Source organism: Amycolatopsis sp. WAC 04169 (assembly GCF_003947535.1).
Lineage (GTDB): Bacteria > Actinomycetota > Actinomycetes > Mycobacteriales > Pseudonocardiaceae > Amycolatopsis > Amycolatopsis keratiniphila.
Genome location: NZ_QHJI01000002.1, coordinates 175,335 through 195,357 on the forward strand (window position 1 = coordinate 175,335; position 20,023 = coordinate 195,357).

Consider the following 20,023-nt stretch of genomic DNA (forward strand, 5'->3'; position numbering starts at 1 on the left):
TAGAGGAACCTGGACACGGTGAGTGAAGGGGGCGTCCTTTGAAAATGTCCGTAATCCGTGCCGCCTCGATGGCACAGCAGGCGCGTGTCACGCCGGGAATCGAGGATATGAAGAGCTACCTGGAATCCCAGGTAGCCGATGTTTCCCACCGGGAGGTGATCGGGCCGGCACTGCCCGGCTCCGGAGCGAGCGGGGTGGTCGTCCACGGCGGGGAACGCGTCGCGTCCTGGGGTGATCCCGGCGTGCCCGAAATGGCGTTCAGTGCCACCAAGAGCGTCGTGTCGACCGTCGCGGGTCTCGCCTTCGACGGCGGGCTGCTCCCGGATGTCCATCAGCCGGTGCGCGACACGCTCGACATGCCCGAACTGACGGGCCCGCGCGCGAGCGCGATCACCTGGCACCACCTGCTCCAGCAGACCAGTCAATGGGACGGTGAGCTCTGGGGCAAACCGGCGTGGGCGGACGCCGGGAGCCTCGGTCCGGGAAGCGCACCACCGGACGCCCCGCCGGGCGCCGGATGGGCTTACAACGACGTCCGGGTGAACCTGCTCTGCCTCGCCCTCACCCGCCTGTTCGCCCGGCCGCTGCCCTCGGTGCTGCGGGAGGGCGTCCTCGGGCCGATGGGCGCGTCCGGCACCTGGTCGTGGCACGGCTACCGCGGCGCGACAACCCGTATCGACGGCGAGGAGGTTCCCGTCGTCAGCGGCGGAGCGCACTGGGGAGGCGGCCTGTGGATCTCCGCCGACGACCTCGCCTTGCTCGGCCTGCTCTACCTTCGCGACGGCGAACACGACAGCCGCCGTCTGCTCAGCCGCGAGTGGATCGATCGCACCTGGCGCCCGTGCGACCACAACCCGGATTACGGCTACCTCTGGTGGCTCAACGACCGCCGGCGGGTCTTCCCGGCCGCTCCGCCGAGTGGCCGGTGCGCCCGCGGGAACGGCGGCAGGCACCTGCTGTGGGTCGATCCCGAACGCGACCTCGTCGTCGTCTCCCGCTGGGGTGAGGACGCCGGGCGGTTGCTGCACGAGGTCTCGGCCGCGATCTCCTAGCCGAGCAGAGCCTCCAGGTGGTCCGCCGCCGTGGCGGCCCCGCCCGCCTCCCGGAACGAGGCGCCCACCTTCTCGGCGGCCGACCGATAGCCCGGATCGCCCAGCACCCTGGTCACCGCGGCCGCGATCCGTTCGGGTTTCGCCTTGCCGAACCGCAGCCGGACACCGGCGCCCGCGTCGACGACCTGGCCGGCGACGATCGGCTGGTCGTCCCGGATCGGCGAGACCACGAGCGGCACCCCGTGCCACAGGCTTTCGCAGACGGTGTTGTGCCCGCCGTGGCAAACGACGGCGTCCGCGCGGGCCAGAAGCGCCATCTGGGGCACCTGTGGCACCACGAGCACCGTTTCCCCCACCGGCCCCACGCCACCACCGGGGTCGGCGATGACGGTCCGGATCCCGTCGACCCCGGAGAGCCCCTTGGCGGCCGCGCGGAGGAAGTCCCCGGCGGCGTCGGCGTTCGCGGTGCCGAGGGTGACGAACACGGTCGGCACCGCCGGGTCCAGCCAATCCCACGGGAAGCCGCCGGTGGGCGCGCGCCCGCCGATGGACGGCCCGACCAGCCGGACCCGGCTCGGCAGCGCGGCCGGGCCGAGCAGTTCCCGGGTGGTGAACGCGAGCACGCCGTGCGGCGACATCCTGGGGTCGGCGGGTCCGCCGTCGATCCGCGCGCGCAGGCCGTCGAGGAGGTCGTCGAGCCAGGCCGCCACCTTGGGGAGCCCGGCCAACGGGTCGACGAGTTCCGCGGACGTCGTCGCGGAAGTCACCCACGGCAGGCCGAGCCCGTCGGCGACGAGACCGCCCGCGATGGCCTGCTGGTCGGCGATCACCACCTGCGGCCGGAACCGGCCGATCGCGGCGCGGACCCCGGGTGCCATCGCCTCGGCCAGCGGGATCAGGAACTCCTCCCACAGGAACCGGAACGCCGCCGGTCCCTTGAGGCTCGCGTCGCGTTCGGGCAGGCGGCGCGGCACGGTGCACGGGAACACGTCGGCACCGTCGCCGGCGAGCCGCCGGATGACCTCCGGCCGCCCCGCCCAGGCGACCCGGTGCCCGCGTGCGGTGAGCGCGGCCGCGACCCCGACCGCGGGGTTGACGTGCCCGGTCAGCGGTGGAGTGACGAAGAGGAATCTGCCCACTCAGGCCGCCGTTTCGCACGAGTGTTCGCGGACCCAGCCCAGGATCAGTTCCGACGTCTCCGCGGTGCGCTCGACGAGCACCGAATGTCCCTGGTCCGGTAGCACGACGGTGCGGCAGTGGCCGAGGTTCGCCTCCAGGTCCGGAACCTGCGCCGAGAGTCCCGACTGGTCGCCGAACAGCGCGAACACCGGGCACCGGACCGCCGTGAGGTCGTCGTCGATGGTCCGGCTCAGCGGGATGTCCTCCGCCAGCGTGGTGGCCGCGAGGATCTTGTACGCGGATTTCGACAGCCTCGCGGTGTGCGCCCCGTGGTTCTCGGCGATCCAGCCGATCACCTCGTCTTGCGCGAGCCGGTTCTTCGCGTCGGCGAGCCCCTCGGCCATGTGCCCGATCCACGCCCGCACCGGTGGCTCCGCTTCGATGGCGACGACGCTGGCGACGCGTTCGGGACGCGAAGCCGCTAGCCCGAAGGCGATCGAGCCGCCGAACGAGTTCCCGGCCACGTGCACCGGCCGGTCGATCCCGAGTGCGGTGAGCAGGCCGTCGAGGTCGGCGACGAACTCCTCCAGCCGGTAGCCGGTGGCGGGCCGCGTCGTGCGGCCGTGCCCGCGAAGGTCGTACATGACGACGTCGATGCCTTGCGCCGCGAAGGCGGGCCCGAGCGTGAAGTAGTAGCTCGCCAGGCTGTCGGTGAGGAGGCCGTGGACGAACACCACGACCGGCGCCGCGCCGTCCGGCGGACCGAGCCGCTGGACGTGGACGTCGAGATCGCCGACCTTGACCTTCGCCATGGTCAGGCCTTCCCCGCCAGGGACGCGACCACGTGGTCGACCAGTTCGCCGACGGTCAGCGCGATGATCTCGTCCAGTTCGCGGTCCGCGATGAACTCGGCGAAGTTGACCTTGTCGCCGTAGTGGTCGCGCAGCCGCCCGGACAGCGTCACGAGGTCGATGCTCTCCAGTTCGAGGTCGTCGTGGAACTTCGTGTCCCGGCCGATCTCGGCGTCGTCCAGCCCGTACTCCTCGAGCAGTTCGCGCAGCATCACGGTGAGGTCGGCCAGTACGGTCCCGGCCGCCACGGTTTCGGTGGTCATTCTTCGTTCTCCGTCCAAGCCACGACGTAGTCCTTCGCCGGTGTGGTGATCGTGGTGTGCCACACCGGATACCGGGCACCGCCCGCCTCCACGACGAGCCGCCCGTCGTCCGCGCCGACGACGGTGAAAGCGCGCGGATCACCGCGCAGACCGGTGCAGAGCCGTTTCGCGACGGCTTCCTTGGCGGCCCAGAACCTGGTGAACCACAACGCTTCCGGCTCGCCGAGCAGGGCACGTTCCGCCGGGCCGAGAGCAGCGGTGACCGTGCTCTCCGGCCGGTCTTCGACGGCTTCGATGTCGATCCCGCAAGGGCCTCGCCGCGCGATGGCGACGCCGAGCGCGTCCCGGTGGGCGATCGAGACGGTGAGCTCCGGCAGGCTTCTCCCATAGGCGCCCGAGACGGTCGGCGCCCCCGACGAGTCGTTCCCGATGCGCAGCTCGGCGGGAAAGATGTCGCCCGCGCCGTCTGTCCACAAGAGACGCCGGACGGCGTCCTTCGCCGCGATCCGGCCGAGCAGCCAAGCCCGTCTCCGGCGCGGCGACTGGCCGGCGTAGGCCTGTCTTTCCTGCCCCGCCAGCACGTTCCGCATGATCAGCTCGCGAGTGGCCAGATCCGGCCACTGCTCACGGACCAGCGCCCAGCCGCCCGGGCGTTCCTCGGACAGCGTGGCGCGTTCGGGACGCCGGTCCATCGCCCGGATCACCGGGTTGCTGTCGAACCGGCGATCGCGCCAGCCCTCGATCTCGGCCCAGACCCGGCCGCCCCGGCTCAGCTGGACGTCCGCTTCGAGTTCCGCGTCGGTCACCGACACGATGCGGACGACGCAGTCGAGCCGATCCCCGGGTAAGGGATGTTCGCCGTAGAACCGGATCCGCCGCATCCCCACCGGGAACACCGTGGTCCGAGCGGGAAGCCGCGACATGATCCAGTAGCCGAGCAACTGACCGGCGTTGTCCAGCAGCGCCCCCGGCGCCTCGGGGGTCCGCAGTACCCCGCGAACATGGCGATCCCCCACCGCGACCAGTTCTTCGACTCCCTGGAACCTCGGCCCGTGGAACATCCAGCGTTCGGTGTAGAGCTGCTCGGCGCGCAGGTCCGGCCTCCGCTCCCGGGCCGCCGGGAACGTCCACGGCCCGGGCGGATCGGCGGGGAACGCGGCGTCCAGATCGACGACGGCCCTGGAGTAGTCGCCGAGGGAGACACCGGCCCGCGAAGGGCCTTGCGGCACCACGGTCACCGGCACGTCCAGCGCGGGGGTCGCGGCGATCCACTGGTTCAGCCGGACGTCCTCCAGCGCGATCGCGCGGCGGCCCGGCGCGGCCTGTTCGGCGAACTCCATCAAGTGCCCGATCACCGTCGTCGCGGGCACGACCGGCCACGAGTCGGCGGGTTCCGCGCCGGGTGGCTGCTTGAAGAAGCAGTGGTCGAGCAGATACGGCATCGTCTCGACGGAGACGCGGAGTTCGGTGCGCAACGGCCGGATCCGGGGCGCCGGCCTGGCGGCGAACAGTTCGGCCGCCAGGCCGGCGGTGTCGGCCAGCAACCCGGAGAATTCGGCTGCCAGCGGGTTCCGTTGCCCGATCCTGTCCAAAGTGGACGTACCGGCCCCCGACGGGCGGAACCCGTGCCGGACACGTTCGTCGAGCGACACGAGCGCGCCGCCGAGGTCGAGCCGGATCGTCCGGCCGCGGTTCGCGCCGCGTTGGCCCGGCAGCAGTTCGAACGCCGGATCGGCACCGTCGGCCCACAAGGCCGTCGCGGTCCGCAGCAGTTGCGGGAGACCGGGCCGGTGCGCGGAATGCGCGGCGACGACGAGATGTTCGCGGTCGTGCAGCGTGTTCCCGATCAGCGATCCGAGCTGCCCCGCGCCCGTCTGCACGAACGCGCGGAATCCGGCCGCGTACAGGTTCTCCACGAGACCGCGGAACCGCACCGGCTCCAGCAGATGCCGGACGAACAGGTCGCGTACTTCCGCGGCGGCCGACGGATACGGCCTTCCGGTCGTGGCGGACCAGACGGGGAGTTTCGCCGGATGCAGCGTGTAGCGCTCGGCGGCCTCGCGGATCGGGCCGAGATACGGGGCGAGCATCGGGGTGTGGAAGCCGGACCGGAACGGCAGCACCTGGGCGATCACGCCGTCCGCGCGGAACCTTCGGACGAACCCGTCGACGGTCTCCACCGGCCCGCAGATCATCGCCTGATTGGGCGCGTTGTCGTGGGAAAGGACCACATCGGACTGTCCTTTGAGGACATCGCGCACCACGGACGCCGCCGCGCCGATCACCGCGAAGGCCAGCCCCGGCACCTTGAGCGCGTCGGGATCGAAGCCCGCCAGGAACGCGTCCACCTCGGTGTCGGCATGGATCCCGGCGACGGCCATGGCGGTCCACTCCCCCAGGCTGTGCCCGGCGAGCGCGTCCGGGGTGACGCGCAGCCCGCGCAACGCCGTGTCGAGCAGCCTGCCCAGCTGGAACACACCCTTGCCGTGCCTGCCGACGTCGCCGATGGTGACGTCCGGCGTTTCCCAGCGGATACCGAAATGCCGGGCGATGTCGTCGGCGTGCGCCTCGAACTCGTTCTCCAACCCGGGGAAGACGAACGCGAGCTTGCCCCCGCCCACGCCGAGCAGCGGCTCCGGAACGAACCAGAGGTCGTTGCGGCCGCGCCAGGGTTTGCCCTTCGCGATCACTTTCCTGGCCAGGTTCAGCCGTTTGGGCGTCGGGTCGACGAGCCCGAGCCGGACCCGGCCGCGACCGGTGTCACTCTCGCTCAGGACGTCGTCGTGATCGAGCAGGCAGCCCATCTCGGCGACGGTCGGCGCCGAGAGCCGCAGGACCCGCTCGGGCTCGGAGACCTCGACGGCGGGCCGGGTCGCGGCCTGCTCCAGGACCACATGGGCGTTGATCCCGCCGAAGCCGAACGCGTTGACCCCCGCCCGCCGCACCGGCCGCCGGTCGTCGGTCTCCCAGACCTTCGCGGCGCCGAGCGTCTCGAACCGGGTCGCCGCCAGTGCCGGATGCGGGTGCTCGCAGTGCAGGGTCGGCGGCAGAACCCCGTGGTACACCGCCAAAGCGGCCTTGACGAGTCCGGCGACACCCGCCGCGGGCATGGTGTGCCCGATCATCGACTTGACCGAGCCGAGCACCGCCGTCGGCTCGCCCTCCTGCCCGAAGACCTCCGCGATCGTCGCCAGTTCGGCCGCGTCGCCGGCCGGCGTCGCGGTCCCGTGCGCTTCGAGCAGCCCGATCGTGGCGGGGTCGATCCCCGCCGCGCACCAGGCCTGCCGCACCGCGCGGACCTGGCCGGCGGTGTCCGGAGTGGACAGTCCGGCGGTCCGGCCGTCGCTGGCCACGCCGGTCCCGGTGACCACGGCGTAGACCCGGTCGCCGTCCCGTTCGGCGTCCGCGAGCCGTTTGAGCACGACGATGCCGGTGCCCTCGCCGATCAGCACCCCGTCCGCGTCCCGGTGGAACGGCCGGATCCGCTGGCTCCGCGACAACGCGCCGAGCTGCGAGAACACGCTCCAGAACGTGACGTCGTGGCAATGGTGCACCCCACCGGCCAGCACTACGTCGCACCGCCCGCTCGCCAGTTCGCGTACGGCGTGATCGACGGCGACGAGCGAGGAGGCGCAGGCGGCGTCCACCGTGTACGCGGGTCCGCGCAGGTCGAGCCGGTTCGCCAGCCGCGAGGCGGCGAGGTTGGGCACGAGCCCGATCGCGGCGTCGGGGGCTTCGGGGCCGAGCCGGTCCGTGAAGGCCCGGCGGAGTTCTTCCAGCCGCTCGCCGTCGAGTTCGGGCATCAGTTCGCCGAGGGTGCGCACGACCTGGGTGGCCGTGCGGACCCGCTGGTCGAGCCGCACCAGACCGGGCGTCAGATACCCGCCGCGGCCGAGGATGACGCCGGTCCGCTGCCGGTCGGCGGGCAGCCGGTGCTCCCCGCCCGCGTCGGCGATCGCTTGCGCGGCCACCCGCAGCGCGATCAGCTGATCTGGTTCGGTGCCGGGGACCGACGACGGCATCACGCCGAATCCGGTGACGTCCACTTCGGCCAGTTCACCGACGAACCCACCGCGATGACAGTAGATCCGGTCCGCCCGCGGTTCGGCGTCGGGCTGGTAGAAACCCGGATCCCAGCGGTCGGCCGGGACTTCGGTGATCGCGTCGACGCCGTCGACGATGTTGCGCCAGTAGGTGTCGAGGTCGGGGGCGCCCGGGAACAGTACCGACATCCCGACGATCGCGATCGGGGCGGTTTCGGCCACCGGTCACCACCCCGACGCGGTGTAGGTGACGGCCGTGAGGGCCGCGTCGCCCCACGCCAGTTCGCGCAGCAGGCTCAAGGTGCCTTCCTCGGGGTCGATCAGCTCGATCCCGCGCCGGGCGTAGTCCCGCATCAGTTCCGGGGTGACCATCCCGTTGTTCACCCCGGTGGGCGCCCACGGTCCCCAATGGACGGTGAGCCCGCGACGTCCGTACACAGTGGACCAGCGGTGGCCGAGCGCCTCCAGCGCGTCGTTCGCGGCCGCGTAGTCGGCTTGGCCGCGGTTCCCCAGCGTCGCGGCGACACTGCCGAACAGGACGGCGAACTTCGGCGCCTCCGGCAGTTCGCCCGCCGCCGCGAGCAGGGTGCTCGCCCCTTCGACCTTGGTGGCGAAGACCCGGTCGAAGGACGCCGGATCCTTCTCGGCGATCAGCTTGTCCTCGATGACGCCCGCCGCGTAGACGATGCCGTCGAGCCTGCCGTGTTCGGCGTGGATCTCTTTGACCGCGCGGTGCACGGCCTCCGCGTCGAGCATGTCCACCGAGTGGTAGCGCACCGGGCTGCCGAGGTCGCCGATCCGCCGCAGCGTTCCGCGGACCTCGCGTTCGGACTCGATGAGCCGGATGGTCCGCTCGATCTCCGCCGGTTTGGACAGCCCGCTCCCGATCAGGGCGGCACGCAGTTCTTCCGTCGTCGTCGCGGTCGCGATCTCGGGTTCCTCACCGTCGATGGGCACAGCTGTGCGGCCGAACAGTTCGATGCGGCACCGCGACGCCGAGGCCAGCGCGGTGGCCAGCCGGGCGGTGATGCCCTTCGCCCCGCCGACCAGGAGGACGACCGAATCCCGGTCAAGGCCGAGCGCCTCCGCCTCGGCCGTCCCGTCACCGGCCGGGCCGGCGCCCGTGCTGCCGAGCAGGCCGAGGCCTTCCTCGGTCATCCGCAGACCACGCCGCGCGCCACCGCGGCGGACGACGACCGGCTCCCAGTCCCCGGCGGAAAGCTCGGCGAGCAGGGTCTCCACCTGTTCGTCCACAGTTGATTCCGGATGCTGCTCGACCACGCGGGCGACCGTGTCCGGGTACTCCTTGGCGACGGTCCGGAAGAAGCCGCGGGCACCGTCGGCGGGACCGTTCGCGATGAGCCAGCGCGGACCGCGCGCCAAAACCGCTTGGTACAGCGCGAAATCGTCGGGGAACGACGGTGACAGGTGGAACACGCCGTCCGCGCTGTCCTCCGGTACGCCCTGGACCAGTTCGGTTTCGGCGCCGTATCCGGCGAGCCGGGCGGCGAGCATCTCGGCGACCTGACCTTCACCGACGACGGCGAAGCGGAGCCCGGCGAGTTCCTCGTCGGCCGGGGCGGCGTCGGCGAGATCGAATTCCCGCATGAGATAACGCTTCGGTGCCACGACGACGGCGCCGCTCTCTTCGGCAGGCCGGTCACCGGAAGGAACGCCGCCGAGAAGGTCGGCGAGTTCCGCCGCCGTCCGGGCCTTGGCGAGGACCTCGGGATCGCCGTCGGTCAGCCCCAGCCGGGTCGCGAGTTCCCCGGCGATCTCGGCACGTTTGATCGAATCGACGCTCAGATCGGCTTCGAGATCCAGGTCCGGCTCGATCATGTCCACCGGATAGCCGGTCCGCTCGCCGATCACCTCGACGACGGTGTCGAACACCGGCCGTTCGGGCGCGATCTCGACGCGCACGGGCTCGGGTACCGAAGGAACGACGACGGGCGCGGGAGGCGGCACACCCTGATCGGCGCCGAGGTAGCCGAGCAGGACGTCCCGTTGCGCGGCGATCATCTCGCGGCTGGTGCGGAGGAACTCCGAGATGAGCGCCTCACCGCCGTCGGTGCCGGGCCGGGAAGTCACGATCGCCTCCGTGGGGATTCGCTGGGCTGGGTGCAGGGCGGTGGCGGGGATCTCGCCGTCGGCGGTGCGGACGAGGTGCCCGTCGACGGTCCATCCCGCCTTCTTCGGCGGCCGCGCGGACAACGCGTCCGTGCCCGCGCGGCCGGTGAGCAACCGGCCGGTGCGGACGTCCGCACCGGCGACCGCCAGCCTCGCCAAGGCGGCGAGGAAGCCGGGGATCCCGGTGCGGCGACCGCCTTCGAGGGTGACCGTCCGATGTGGACGGGAGCCGAGTACGGCGCCGACGAGCCGGGTGAGGACCGAGCCGGGGCCCGCCTCGACGAACGTCCGGGCGCCCGCCGCGTACATGGCCTCGATCTGGTCGGCGAACCGCACCGGCGCGCCGATCTGCGCGGCCAGTCCGGCGCGGATCCCGTCCGGGGTGGACGGGTAGGGCGCGGCGGTCCGGTTGGCCCACACCGGGATCTCCGGTTCCCTGACCGCGACGGTGCCGAGCACGCGGGCGAACCCCGTCTCCGCCGAGGCGACCAACGGGCTGTGGAACGCGCAGGCGACCGGAAGGGATTTCGCCCCGAACCCGCGGGCGCGCAGGCGGTCCACCGCCACACCGACGGCGTCCGTGGGCCCGGAGATCACCGTCTGCTCCGGTGAATTCCGGTTGGCGGTGACCACGGCCCCGGTCAGGCTCTCGGCGGTGAGTACCGCTTCGACGTCGGCGGCGTTCGCGGCGACGGCCGCCATCGTTCCCGGGTCGCCGGTGCCGGTCGCACCGAGGATCGCCTCCGCCCGCGCCCGGCTGAGTTCCAGCAGCGAAGCCGAACTCAACGCACCGGCGACGGTCAGCGCGACCAGTTCGCCGTAGCTGTGCCCCGCCGCCATCGAAGGCCGGACCCCGGCCGTGCCCAGCAGGTGGTGCGCGGCGATCCCGACGATCCCGAGTGCGGGCTGCGCGGCCCGGGTATCGGTCAACCGGGCACGTTGGGCCTCGCGTCCGGCCTCGTCGAACGCGGTGGGCGGGAACAGGACGTCGACGGTGCTCCCGCCGCGCACGAGATAGCGCCTCAGTTCGGGGAACGCGACGAACAGCTCCGCGAACATCCCCGGGCGCTGGCTGCCCTGTCCCGGGAAGAGGAACGCGATCTCGCCCAGCGGCGCGTCGTCGGCACCGAAGATGCCCGCTTTCTCGTCCCGCTCCCCCGCGATGGCCCGGCGGAGCAATCCGGCAAGTTCGTCCACAGTGGACGCCAGAATGGCGAACCTCGTCCGGCCGCCCCGGCTTTCCGCCCGGCGGGACGCGGCGTGCGCCAGATCCCGCAGCCGCCAACCTTGCCCTGTGGCGGCCAGGAGATCCTGAGCGTCCTTGTCACCCGCGAACAGGAACAGCTCGGCAGGCCAATCATCGAGAGACTTCGCGGGTGGGACGGCGCCTTCGTGCGCGGTGAGGACGACGTGGAAGTTCGTGCCGCCGAATCCGAAGGCGCTCACCCCGGCGACGCGTTCGGTCTCGGCCCACGGCCGGGCCTCGGTGTGGAACGCGAACGGGCTGGCCGCCGGGTCCCAGGCCGGATTCGGCTTCTCCAGGTGCAGCGTCGGCGGTTTGACGCCGGTGTGCAGCGCGAGGCTCGCCTTGATCAACCCGGCCAGCCCGGCCGCGCATTTCGTGTGCCCGATCTGGGATTTCACCGAACCGAGCGCGCACCGGCCGGGTTCGGCGCCGGCCTCGGTGAACACCTTGGTCAGGGTGGCGAGTTCGGTGCGATCGCCGACGACGGTGCCGGTGCCGTGCGCTTCGACGAGCCCGACCCGCGCCGGTGAGATCCCGGCGTTGCGGTATGCCCTGGTCAGTGCGTTGTGCTGGCCTTCGGGACGGGGTGCGGTGAGCCCGAGCGCCCGGCCGTCGCTGGCGCTGCCGACGCCCTTGATGACGGCGTACACCCGGTCGCCGTCGCGTTCGGCGTCCGCCAGCCGTTTCAGGACGACGCACGCGACGCCCTCGCCCAGCGCGATCCCGTCCGCGTCGCTGTCGAAGGTGGCCGATCGGCCGGACGGCGAGAGGGCGTGCACCGAGGAGAACAGCAGGTAGTCGTTGATGCCGTTGTGCAGATCGGCGCCGCCGCACAGGACGAGGTCGCTGGTGCCGGTGACGAGTTCCTTGCAGGCGACGTCGACGGCGGTCAGGGACGAGGCGCACGCCGCGTCGACCGTGTAGTTCGCGCCGCCGAGGTCGAGCCGGTTCGCGACCCGGCCGGCGATGACGTTGGCGAGCACCCCGGGGAACGAGTCCTCGGTGAGGCGCGGCAACTGGCGGTCGAGGTCGGCCGGGAGTTCGCCGAGGTAGGACGGAAGCACCGTGCGCAAGGTCATCGCGTTGGACAGGTCGCTCCCGGCTTCCGCGCCGAAGACCACCGACGTGCGCGACCGGTCGAAGGCGCGTTCGGCGTATCCGGCGTCGGCGAGCGCCCGCCGCGACACTTCCAGCGCCAGCAGCTGCACGGGTTCGATACTCGCGAGCGACGCGGGCGGGATCCCGTGGTCGAGCGGGTCGAACGGGATCTCCGGAAGGAAACCGCCCCAGTGCGACGGCGTCTTCTCGCCGTCGCCGTCGGGCGCGTAGTAGAGCGCCGGATCCCAGCGCCGGGCCGGGACCTCGGTGACGGAGTCCGCTCCGGACAGAATGTTCGCCCAGAACGCGGAGAGGTCCCCGGCCTGCGGGAAGACACCGGCCATCCCCACGATGGCGATGTCGAGCGGTTCCGGCACGGGCTCGTCGTCCGGGACGCTCAGCAGTTCGGCCGCGCGGGCGGAGAGGAACGCCCGGGCCCCGGGACCGACGGCCTCGTGCAACCGGGCGATCGTCGTGACCTCGGACCGCAGCACGGCGACGTCGCCCGCCATGAACATGCCCTCGGCGAGCTGCCGGCCCTCGTCGACCGGGCTGAGCGCGTCCCCGACCCGCTCGATTCCCTTGCTCGCCAGGCGAAGCCGTCCGACGTTGAGCTTCTCCAGCCGTTCCCAGGCCTCGCGGTCGGGCACGTCCTGGTCCTTCAGTGCGCGTTTGAGCTCCGCGTACTCGGTGGTGAACGCCGAACGCACGCACCGTGTCGCGTGTCCCGGCGCGGTCTCCAGCAGGTCGGTGCGGGTGGCTTCGACGATCTGGCGCTGGAACAACGGCAGGACGGCGCCCGCGCGCACGGCCTCCTCGGTGAACAGGTACGCGGTGCCCATCAGCAGGCCGGCCGTCGCGCCGTGCCGGGTCAGCGGTGCCGCGGCGGCGGTGACCATCGCGGCCGAGCGCTCGTCGTGCACTCCACCGGCGAAGTACACCTCGACTTCGGACGCGTAGTCACGGAGCACGTCGATCTGCGCTTCCCACAAGGGAAAACTCGCCCTCGGCCCGACATGCCCACCGCATTCGGCACCTTCGAAGACGAACTTGCGCGCACCCGCTTCGAGGAACTGGCGCAGCAATCCCGGCGACGGGACGTGCAGGAACGTCGAGATCCCCGCGTCCTCCAGCACCTTCGCCTGCGCCGGGCGGCCACCGGCGATGATGGCGTGGCTCGGCCGGATCTCACGGATCACCTCAAGCTGCGCGGCCCGGACGTCTTCGGCCGCGAATCCGAGCACACCGACTCCCCAGGGCGCGTCGCCCAACGCCGCCTTGGTCGCTTCGAGCATCTCGCGGGTCTGCGCGGGCCCGGACAACGCCAGGGCCAGGAACGGCAGCGCTCCCCCGGCGGCGACGGCCCGCGCGAATTCGGGCTGGTCGCTCACCCTGGTCATCGGGCCCTGAGCGAGCGGCAACGGGCCGGCGGAAGCGGTGAGCCCCTCGGCGATCGACGCGCGAACGCCTTGGATCGCGGCCGGGAGGGTTGCCCAGCGGTCACGGAACCGCTCGGGCAGGAAGGCGTCCTGCCCGGCCTCCACCGGCCGTCGGCGGAGCCGCCGGACACCACCGTCCACAATGGTCTCGGAACCGTCGAGGCCCTCCAGCGCCATGGTGACGTCCGACGGGAGTTCCGCTTCGGGGAGCAGCGCGAACGCCGTGTCGAGGACGACACCGGCGGCGCCTCCGGCCACGGCGGCGGCCGCGGTGTGCGCGCCGATCCCGCCGTACGCCCAGACCGGGACACCGATCGCCGGATCGCCCAGCAACTGCTGCAGGAACACGAAGGTGCCGAGTTCACCGACCCGGCCGCCCGCCTCGTGGCCTCGGGCGACGAGACCGTCCGCACCGGCGGCGACCGCTCGCACGGCTTCGTCCCGGCTCGTGACTTCCACGAGCACTCGACGCCCCGCGAAGTCCACAGTGGACTGTGGCGTGCCCGCGGCGAGCAGAACCGTGTGCACCGCGGAAGGAAGCTCGGCCGGTCCCGCGACACGGACACCGAAGCCGGTCGCGAGCCAGCTCTCGGCCAGGTCGAGTTCTTCGCGGGCGGCCCGGTTTCCGCTGGTCAGGTCCAGGACACCGAGCGCGCCGGCCCGCGTCGCCGCGGCCGTGAACCGCGCGGACGGCACGCGATGAGGGTGCATCGCGATGAGCAGATCCGCCGTACCGGTCAACGTTGAGGCATCGGCGCCACGAATCGACTTACCCACGGGAAGCCTCCGGCACACGGAAGAGTGACTTGGTTACCGGGCGTACTTAAACGCAGGCGAGGCTTCACGTCAATACTCGACAGTAGGGTTTCCGGTCACAGGAACCGGATGGCGGTACGCCGACCTGCGAAACGCGAAGTCCGTCGCGAGAATTTAGCTTTCCGGATACACACGGGACATCCGCGAAGCCCGGTTTTCCCTGCCCCTACAGGAAAGAACAGTCAACGACCAGGTGTCCCAACGTCCGATACGCCATCCGGCCTGTTACCCGGAGTTCACCATTCCGCTTTCGTCGGACCACCGAAATCAGTGGTCCGTACCCATTTCCGGAAATCGACTCCCGTTCGCCCTATCGTCGGTAGCCCGGCGCCGGGAATTTCGGTATCACGCGCGGAAAACATGAAGGGAATCAGCGGGATTTCGCATTCCGGACGGCGATGCCCAGCAGTTCCGCGGCCGGACCGGCGAGCCGCCGCCCGGCGGGCCACACCGCGCGCAACTCCCGGCCGAAGTCGACCCCGTCCACCGCGACCGCGACGAGCCGCCGGTCGGCGACATCGCGGGCGATGGCGAGTTCGCTGATCACCGCCGGTCCGGCGCCCGCGATCACCGCGTTGCGGACGGCGGAGGCGGAGCCCAGTTCCAGCAACGTTTTCGCCGGGCCGACCCCGGCCTTGCGCAGGGCGGCGTCCACCGTCTCCCTGGTCCCGGAACCGAGTTCACGGACCACGAGCGGCGTGATCGCCAGCTCGGCCGCGGTCACCGGGCGGCGTTTGCGCGCCCACGGATGGCTCGCGGGCACGACGAGGACGAGGCGGTCGGTGGCCACCCGCCGGGACGAAAGGCCGGGCAGCGAACCGGGCGACTCGACGAACCCGAGATCGACCTTGCCCTCTCGCGCCATCTCGGCGGCCTGATCGGAATTGGTGACCTCCAGCCCGAGGTACAGCCCGGGGTCGCCGCGTTTGAGCTCGCCGATCCAGCCCGGCACCAGATACTCGGCCAAGGTCATGCTCGCGGCGACCCGCAGATGCGCCTCGTGCTGGGTGCGCAGCGCTTCGGCGCCGTCGAGCAGACCGTCGAGTTCGGACAGCACGCGGTGCGCCCAGCCCGCGATGACCCGGCCGTCGGGGGTGAGCGCGGAACCGCGCCGCGTACGGTCGACCAGCACCAGTCCCAGCCGTCGCTCGACTGTGGACAGTCGTTTGCTCGCCGACGGCTGGGCGATCCCGAGGCTGGCCGCGGCCTGCCCGATACTGCCGAGCTCGTCCACGAGCACGAGCAGGCGCAGGGAGTCCAGATCGGGTGTGGTCATAGCCCAAGTGTATGACCTACCCCCGGTATTCCCGGCTACCGAGGCCATCCCGGCCGGGCGAAGCTCGAACCATGAGCACCACGCACGCGAGACCGACGAAGCCCTACCTCACCGCCCTGGCCGTCACCGGCGCCGGGGTGGCCGCCGCCTACCTGGTCGGCACCGCTTTCCCGGTCGTCAGCGCGCTCACCATCGCCGTCGTGCTCGGCATCCTCACCGGCTCGCTGTCGTCGGTGTCGGAGGAGACCCGGAAGGCCATCTCCGGGATCACCAAGAAGCTGCTTCGCGCCGGTGTCGTGCTGCTCGGTCTCCAGCTCTCGCTCCCCGCGGTCCTCGCACTCGGCCCCGGGACCCTGCTCGCCGTCGTGCTCACGGTCGGCATCACGTTCCTCGGCACGATCGGCCTCGGCAGGCTCCTCGGCGTGCCGCGTGGCCTGGCGATGCTGGTCGCGACCGGGTTCTCGATCTGCGGCGCGTCCGCCATCGCCGCCATGGAAGGCGTGGTGAAACGCGAGGACTCCGACGTCGCGACCGCGGTCGCGCTGGTCACCTTCTACGGCGGGCTCGCCATCGCCGCGGTCCCGTTGATCGGCGGCTGGCTGCGGCTCGACGCGGCCCGCGTCGGCGAATGGGCCGGGCTCAGCGTGCACGAGGTCGCGCAGGTCGTCGCCGCGGCCACTCCCGCGGGCAGCGCCGCCATCGCCGTCGCGATCGTGATCAAGCTCAGCCGGGTGGTCCTGCTCGCGCCGATGGTGGCCGCGGTCGGCGTGCACGAGCGGAAGCGTCCCGTCGACGGCAAGCGGCCGCCGCTCGTGCCGCTGTTCGTCCTCGGTTTCCTGGCGATGGCCGCGCTGCGCAGCACCGGGATCGTGCCGGGCGTCGCACTCGACGTCGCCAAGGTCGCCTGCACCCTGCTGCTGGCCGGAGCGCTGTTCGGGCTGGGCTGCGCGGTCCGGATCGGCACGCTCGTCCGCACCGGCGGCCGTGCCCTGGTGCTCGGGCTGCTCTCCACCCTGCTGGTCGGGACCACCGCGCTGGTCACGCTGACCGTGCTCGGCTGAGGACCGCGACCGCGAGCAGCGCGACCACGCCGCCGGTGACCATCACGGCCGGGACGGACACCGCGTCGACTACCAGCCCGCCGAGCAGCGCGCCCGCCGAAAGGGTCGCCTGGAACGACGAGGTGAACAGCACCGACGCCGCCTCGGGCGCCTGCGGAGCCGCCCTCGCGAACCACGTTCCCGAGCAGACCGGGACGGCACCGTAGGCGAAACCCCAGATCACCAGCAGCGCGAGCGCGCCCGGTTCCGTGTCGCCGAGGAACGGCAACGCGCAGGTCACCACGCCGATCAGGCCCGCCGCGGTGAGGAAGGTCAGCCGGAGGTCGCGCGCGATCGCCGCACCGGCCACGAAGTTGCCGGCGATCCCGGCGGTGCCGTAGACGAACAGGAAGACGGTGATCAGCTCCGGGCTCACCTGCGTCACCTGGCGCAGGAGCGGCGTGACGTAGGTGTAGGTCCCGAAGTGGGCGAGCACGACCAGCACCGTGACGGCCAGCCCGAGCCGGGTCGCCCGCTGCCGGGTCATCTCGCGCAGGACGCCGAGCCGGGTCGCGCCCGCCGACGGCAGTGGGGGCAAGGCCCACGCCAGCGCGGCGAGGACACCGGCCGTGAAGACCGCCATCACGGCGAAAGCCGCCCGCCAGCCGAAAAGTTCGCCGAGGAAGGTGCCCGCGGGCACGCCCAGCACGGAGCCGAGCGGCACGGCGGAGAAGATCACCGCGGTCGCCGTGCCCGCGCGTTCCGGGCCGACGAGCCGGGCGGCGAGGCCGGACCCGATCGCCCAGAAGGCGCCGATCACCAGCCCGACCAGGACGCGCGAGACGAGCACGGCCCAGTACGCGTGCGCCGTCGCCGCGAGGACGTCGGACAGGGCCAGCACCACCATCAGCGCGCACAGCAGGATCTTGCGGTCGAGCCGTCCGGCGGCGACGGTGACCGCCGGGGCCGCGAGCGCGGCGAGGAAGCCCGGCAGGGTCATGGTCAGGCCCGCCGTCCCCGGCGTGATCCGGAAGTCCTCGCCGATCGGGGTCAGGAGGCCGATCGGCAGGATCTCCGTGGTGACGAGGGAGAAGATCCCGAGCGTCACCGCGAGGACGGCGAGCCATCCCTTCAGCGGGGTCCGCGCGGAGGTGTCGAGGGTCGAAGCGGTCATGTGCTCCAGCCCATCACCGCGCGGGCACCGCGGTCTGGCGGATTCGCGACGTTGATCTAGGTACGGGAGCTGAAGGGGACTTTCCCGGCGTCACATGCGACGAAAGCGTCCTTCACCGCGTCGCATGCGGCGATGGGCCCCTTCAGCCCACGGGGTCTAGGTGCGGGACCGCTGGGTCACGACGATGCAGGCGACGACGATCAGCGCGGTCACCGGAGCGGCGGCCGGGAGGTGCTCGCCGAGCAGCAGGACCGCCCAGACCAGCGTCAGCAGCGGCTGGGCGAGCTGCAACTGGCTCGCCCGCGCGACGCCGATCTCGGCCATTCCCCGGTACCAGGCGAAAAACCCGCCGAACTGCGAGATCAGGGCGACGTACAACAGGCCGACGATCCCTTCGCCGGTGACGTGCAGCGGCTCGGTCGCGAGCCCGAAGACGGCGAACGCGCCGGTGACCGGCAGCGCCATCACCAGCGCCCAGGCGATCACGTGCCAGCCCGCCATCTCCCTGGCCAGCCTGCCGCCCTCGGCGTACCCGAACGCGCACAGCACGAGCGCGCCGAACAGGAAGAGGTCCGCTGTGGACAGTCCGCCGCCGCTCTGCGCCACGGTGAACACCACGACCGCGCTCGCGCCGACCGCGGCGGCGAGCCAGAACCGGCGGGACGGCCGGTTCCCGGTCAGCTTCGAGGAGATGACGGCGGTGGCCAGCGGCAACAGCCCGATCACCACCGCGGAATGCGCCGTCGACGACGTCTTGAGCGCGAGCGTGGTCAGGATCGGGAAGGCGAGGACACAGCCGAGGGAGACCACGGCCAGGCCCCGCCATTGGTCGCGCCTCGGCAGCGGGACCCGGAAGACCCGGAGACAGGTGCCGGCGACCAGCGCGGCCAGGACGCTGCGCAGCCCGGTGGCGGTCCACGGGTCGAAGCCCTTGAGCGCCCACACGGTGGCGGGGAACGTGAACGAGAAGGCGAGGACACCCAGCGCCGCCAGCGCGGTCCCGGAGCGGACCGCTACTGCCCGGTCCGCGATAGCGCTATCATCCAGTCTCATGTCCGATGGTAGCAGCGTCACCAGCCTGGTCATACAGCTGCGGTCCACTTTGGAGCGCTATCCGGTCGATGGAAAGCTCCCGTCCAGCCGGGAGCTGGTCCGGGAGCTGAAGGTGAGCCCGGTGACGGTGTCGCGCGCCATCGCCGCGCTGGCCGCCGAAGGACTGGTGATCACCCGCCCCGGTGCCGGCGTGTTCCGCGCGCCGCCGCCTCGTGAAGCGGCGGTGTCCGGCGACGTGTCGTGGCAGGAGGTGGCGCTGAGCTCGCAGTCCGGCACCCGCGCGATCGACGCGAGCGGCGTGCTCACCGCGCTGAGCGATCCGCCGTCGGGCGTCATCGACCTCAACGGCGGGTACACGCATCCGAGCCTCCAGCCGGAACGCGAACTCGCGGCGGCGTCGGCCCGCGCCGGCCGCCGTCCCGGCGCGTGGACGCGGCCGCCGATCTGCGGCCTGCCCGAGCTGCGCGCCTGGTTCGCCCGCGACATCGGCAGCCCGGTGAACGTCGAGAACGTGCTGGTCACCTCGGGCGGGCAGAGCGCGCTCACCACGGCGTTGCGCGCGCTCGGCGCCCCCGGCGCGCCGGTGCTGGTGGAATCCCCGACGTACCCGGGGATGCTGGCCATCGCGCGGGCGTCGGGGCTGCGGCCGGTCCCGGTGCCGATCGACCGCGACGGCGTCCGGCCCGGACTGCTCGCGGACGCCTTCCGCGACACCGGGGCCCGGTTGTTCGTCTGCCAGCCCGCGTTCCAGAACCCGACCGGCGCGGTGCTGTGCGCCGAACGCCGCGCCGAGGTGCTGCGGATCGCCCGTGACGCGGGCGCTTTCGTGATCGAGGACGACTTCGCCCGCCTGATGGCGCACCCCGGCAGCCCGGCTCCCCCGCCGCCGCTGGTGGCCGACGATCCCGACGGGGTCGTGGTGCACATCCGCTCGCTGACGAAACCGGCGTCGCCGAGCCTGCGGATCAGCGCGCTGGCCGCCCGCGGCCCGGCGCTGGAACGGTTGCGCGGCCTCCACGCCGTCGAGAGCTTCTTCGTGCCGCGGCCGTTGCAGGAAACCGCGCTCGAACTGGTGAGCTCTCCGGCCTGGGCCCGGCACCTGCGCACTCTCGCGGCCTCGTTGCGGGAACGCCGCGACGTGGCCGTCTCGGCGCTGCGGGAGTTCCTGCCGTCCTGGCGGGCCGTCCCGGTCCCGACCGGGGGCTACCACCTGTGGCAGCCGCTCCCCGGCTTCGTCGACGAAGTAGCGCTGACCAGTGCCGCTTTCCGTGCGGGAGTAGCGGTCACCCCCGGCAGGATGTACTTCGCGGCCGAGGCGCCGGGCCCCTATCTTCGCCTGAGCTACGTCAGCGCCGCGACAGGCGCGCAGCTGCGCGAAGGGGTCCAACGCCTTTCCCAGGCGTACCAGGAGATCCCCGGCTGA

Annotated in this window: 11 protein-coding genes; 3 read left to right on the plus strand and 8 right to left on the minus strand. The window is 72.0% G+C overall.

Going from position 1 to position 20,023, the window contains the following annotated elements; genetic code table 11:
* Positions 1-44: 44 nt before the first annotated feature.
* Positions 45-1,052, plus strand: a complete 1,008-nt coding sequence (locus DMC61_RS05705) for a serine hydrolase (protein ID WP_233594713.1) — start codon at positions 45-47, stop codon at positions 1,050-1,052.
* Here the strand turns inward: DMC61_RS05705 and DMC61_RS05710 are convergent.
* From DMC61_RS05710 to DMC61_RS05735, 6 genes are all read right to left on the minus strand, one after another.
* A complete protein-coding gene (locus tag DMC61_RS05710; RefSeq protein WP_125687419.1) occupies positions 1,049-2,191 on the minus strand; it encodes a glycosyltransferase in 1,143 nt (380 codons plus the stop codon). The genes DMC61_RS05705 and DMC61_RS05710 overlap by 4 nt on opposite strands.
* The gene (locus DMC61_RS05715; protein ID WP_125687421.1) at positions 2,192-2,983 is read right to left on the minus strand and encodes an alpha/beta fold hydrolase; all 792 of its coding nucleotides are present in this window, start codon (positions 2,981-2,983) and stop codon (positions 2,192-2,194) included.
* A gap of 2 nt (positions 2,984-2,985) precedes the next feature.
* Positions 2,986-3,285, minus strand: coding sequence for an acyl carrier protein (locus DMC61_RS05720; protein ID WP_063276861.1), 300 nt, complete (start codon positions 3,283-3,285; stop codon positions 2,986-2,988).
* Positions 3,282-7,517 (minus strand): beta-ketoacyl synthase N-terminal-like domain-containing protein, encoded by a 4,236-nt coding sequence (locus DMC61_RS05725; RefSeq protein ID WP_233594730.1) that lies wholly within the window; start codon positions 7,515-7,517, stop codon positions 3,282-3,284. Before DMC61_RS05725 ends, DMC61_RS05720 begins: the two co-directional genes overlap by 4 nt.
* Before the next feature lie 36 nt (positions 7,518-7,553).
* Positions 7,554-13,952, minus strand: coding sequence for a type I polyketide synthase (locus DMC61_RS05730; protein ID WP_199749930.1), 6,399 nt, complete (start codon positions 13,950-13,952; stop codon positions 7,554-7,556).
* A gap of 475 nt (positions 13,953-14,427) precedes the next feature.
* A complete protein-coding gene (locus DMC61_RS05735) occupies positions 14,428-15,333 on the minus strand; it encodes a LysR family transcriptional regulator (RefSeq protein WP_125687427.1) in 906 nt (301 codons plus the stop codon).
* 71 nt (positions 15,334-15,404) lie between these two features.
* Here DMC61_RS05735 and DMC61_RS05740 point away from each other — a divergent pair, with 71 nt between their 5' ends.
* Positions 15,405-16,394 (plus strand): YeiH family protein, encoded by a 990-nt coding sequence (locus DMC61_RS05740; RefSeq protein ID WP_125687429.1) that lies wholly within the window; start codon positions 15,405-15,407, stop codon positions 16,392-16,394.
* On the opposite strand, the gene DMC61_RS05745 is transcribed toward DMC61_RS05740, so the two are convergent.
* Both DMC61_RS05745 and DMC61_RS05750 read right to left on the minus strand, forming a co-directional pair.
* Entirely contained in the window at positions 16,372-17,547 is a 1,176-nt protein-coding gene (locus DMC61_RS05745) for an MFS transporter (protein ID WP_125687431.1), read from the minus strand. The two genes, DMC61_RS05740 and DMC61_RS05745, sit on opposite strands and share 23 nt — an antisense overlap.
* A gap of 156 nt (positions 17,548-17,703) precedes the next feature.
* Positions 17,704-18,600 (minus strand): DMT family transporter, encoded by an 897-nt coding sequence (locus DMC61_RS05750; RefSeq protein ID WP_063276858.1) that lies wholly within the window; start codon positions 18,598-18,600, stop codon positions 17,704-17,706.
* Between DMC61_RS05750 and DMC61_RS05755 the strand changes: the two genes are divergently transcribed.
* The gene (locus tag DMC61_RS05755; RefSeq protein WP_125687433.1) at positions 18,599-20,023 is read left to right on the plus strand and encodes a PLP-dependent aminotransferase family protein; all 1,425 of its coding nucleotides are present in this window, start codon (positions 18,599-18,601) and stop codon (positions 20,021-20,023) included. The genes DMC61_RS05750 and DMC61_RS05755 overlap by 2 nt on opposite strands.

Coding starts and splice junctions, on each gene's coding strand:
- DMC61_RS05725 (WP_233594730.1), bottom strand. CDS start 7,517: ATGTCGGTACTGTTCCCGGGCGCCCCCGACCTCGACACCTACTGGCGC.
- DMC61_RS05705 (WP_233594713.1), top strand. CDS start 45: ATGTCCGTAATCCGTGCCGCCTCGATGGCACAGCAGGCGCGTGTCACG.
- DMC61_RS05715 (WP_125687421.1), bottom strand. CDS start 2,983: ATGGCGAAGGTCAAGGTCGGCGATCTCGACGTCCACGTCCAGCGGCTC.
- DMC61_RS05735 (WP_125687427.1), bottom strand. CDS start 15,333: ATGACCACACCCGATCTGGACTCCCTGCGCCTGCTCGTGCTCGTGGAC.
- DMC61_RS05755 (WP_125687433.1), top strand. CDS start 18,599: ATGTCCGATGGTAGCAGCGTCACCAGCCTGGTCATACAGCTGCGGTCC.
- DMC61_RS05740 (WP_125687429.1), top strand. CDS start 15,405: ATGAGCACCACGCACGCGAGACCGACGAAGCCCTACCTCACCGCCCTG.
- DMC61_RS05750 (WP_063276858.1), bottom strand. CDS start 18,600: ATGAGACTGGATGATAGCGCTATCGCGGACCGGGCAGTAGCGGTCCGC.
- DMC61_RS05720 (WP_063276861.1), bottom strand. CDS start 3,285: ATGACCACCGAAACCGTGGCGGCCGGGACCGTACTGGCCGACCTCACC.
- DMC61_RS05745 (WP_125687431.1), bottom strand. CDS start 17,547: ATGACCGCTTCGACCCTCGACACCTCCGCGCGGACCCCGCTGAAGGGA.
- DMC61_RS05730 (WP_199749930.1), bottom strand. CDS start 13,952: ATGCACCCTCATCGCGTGCCGTCCGCGCGGTTCACGGCCGCGGCGACG.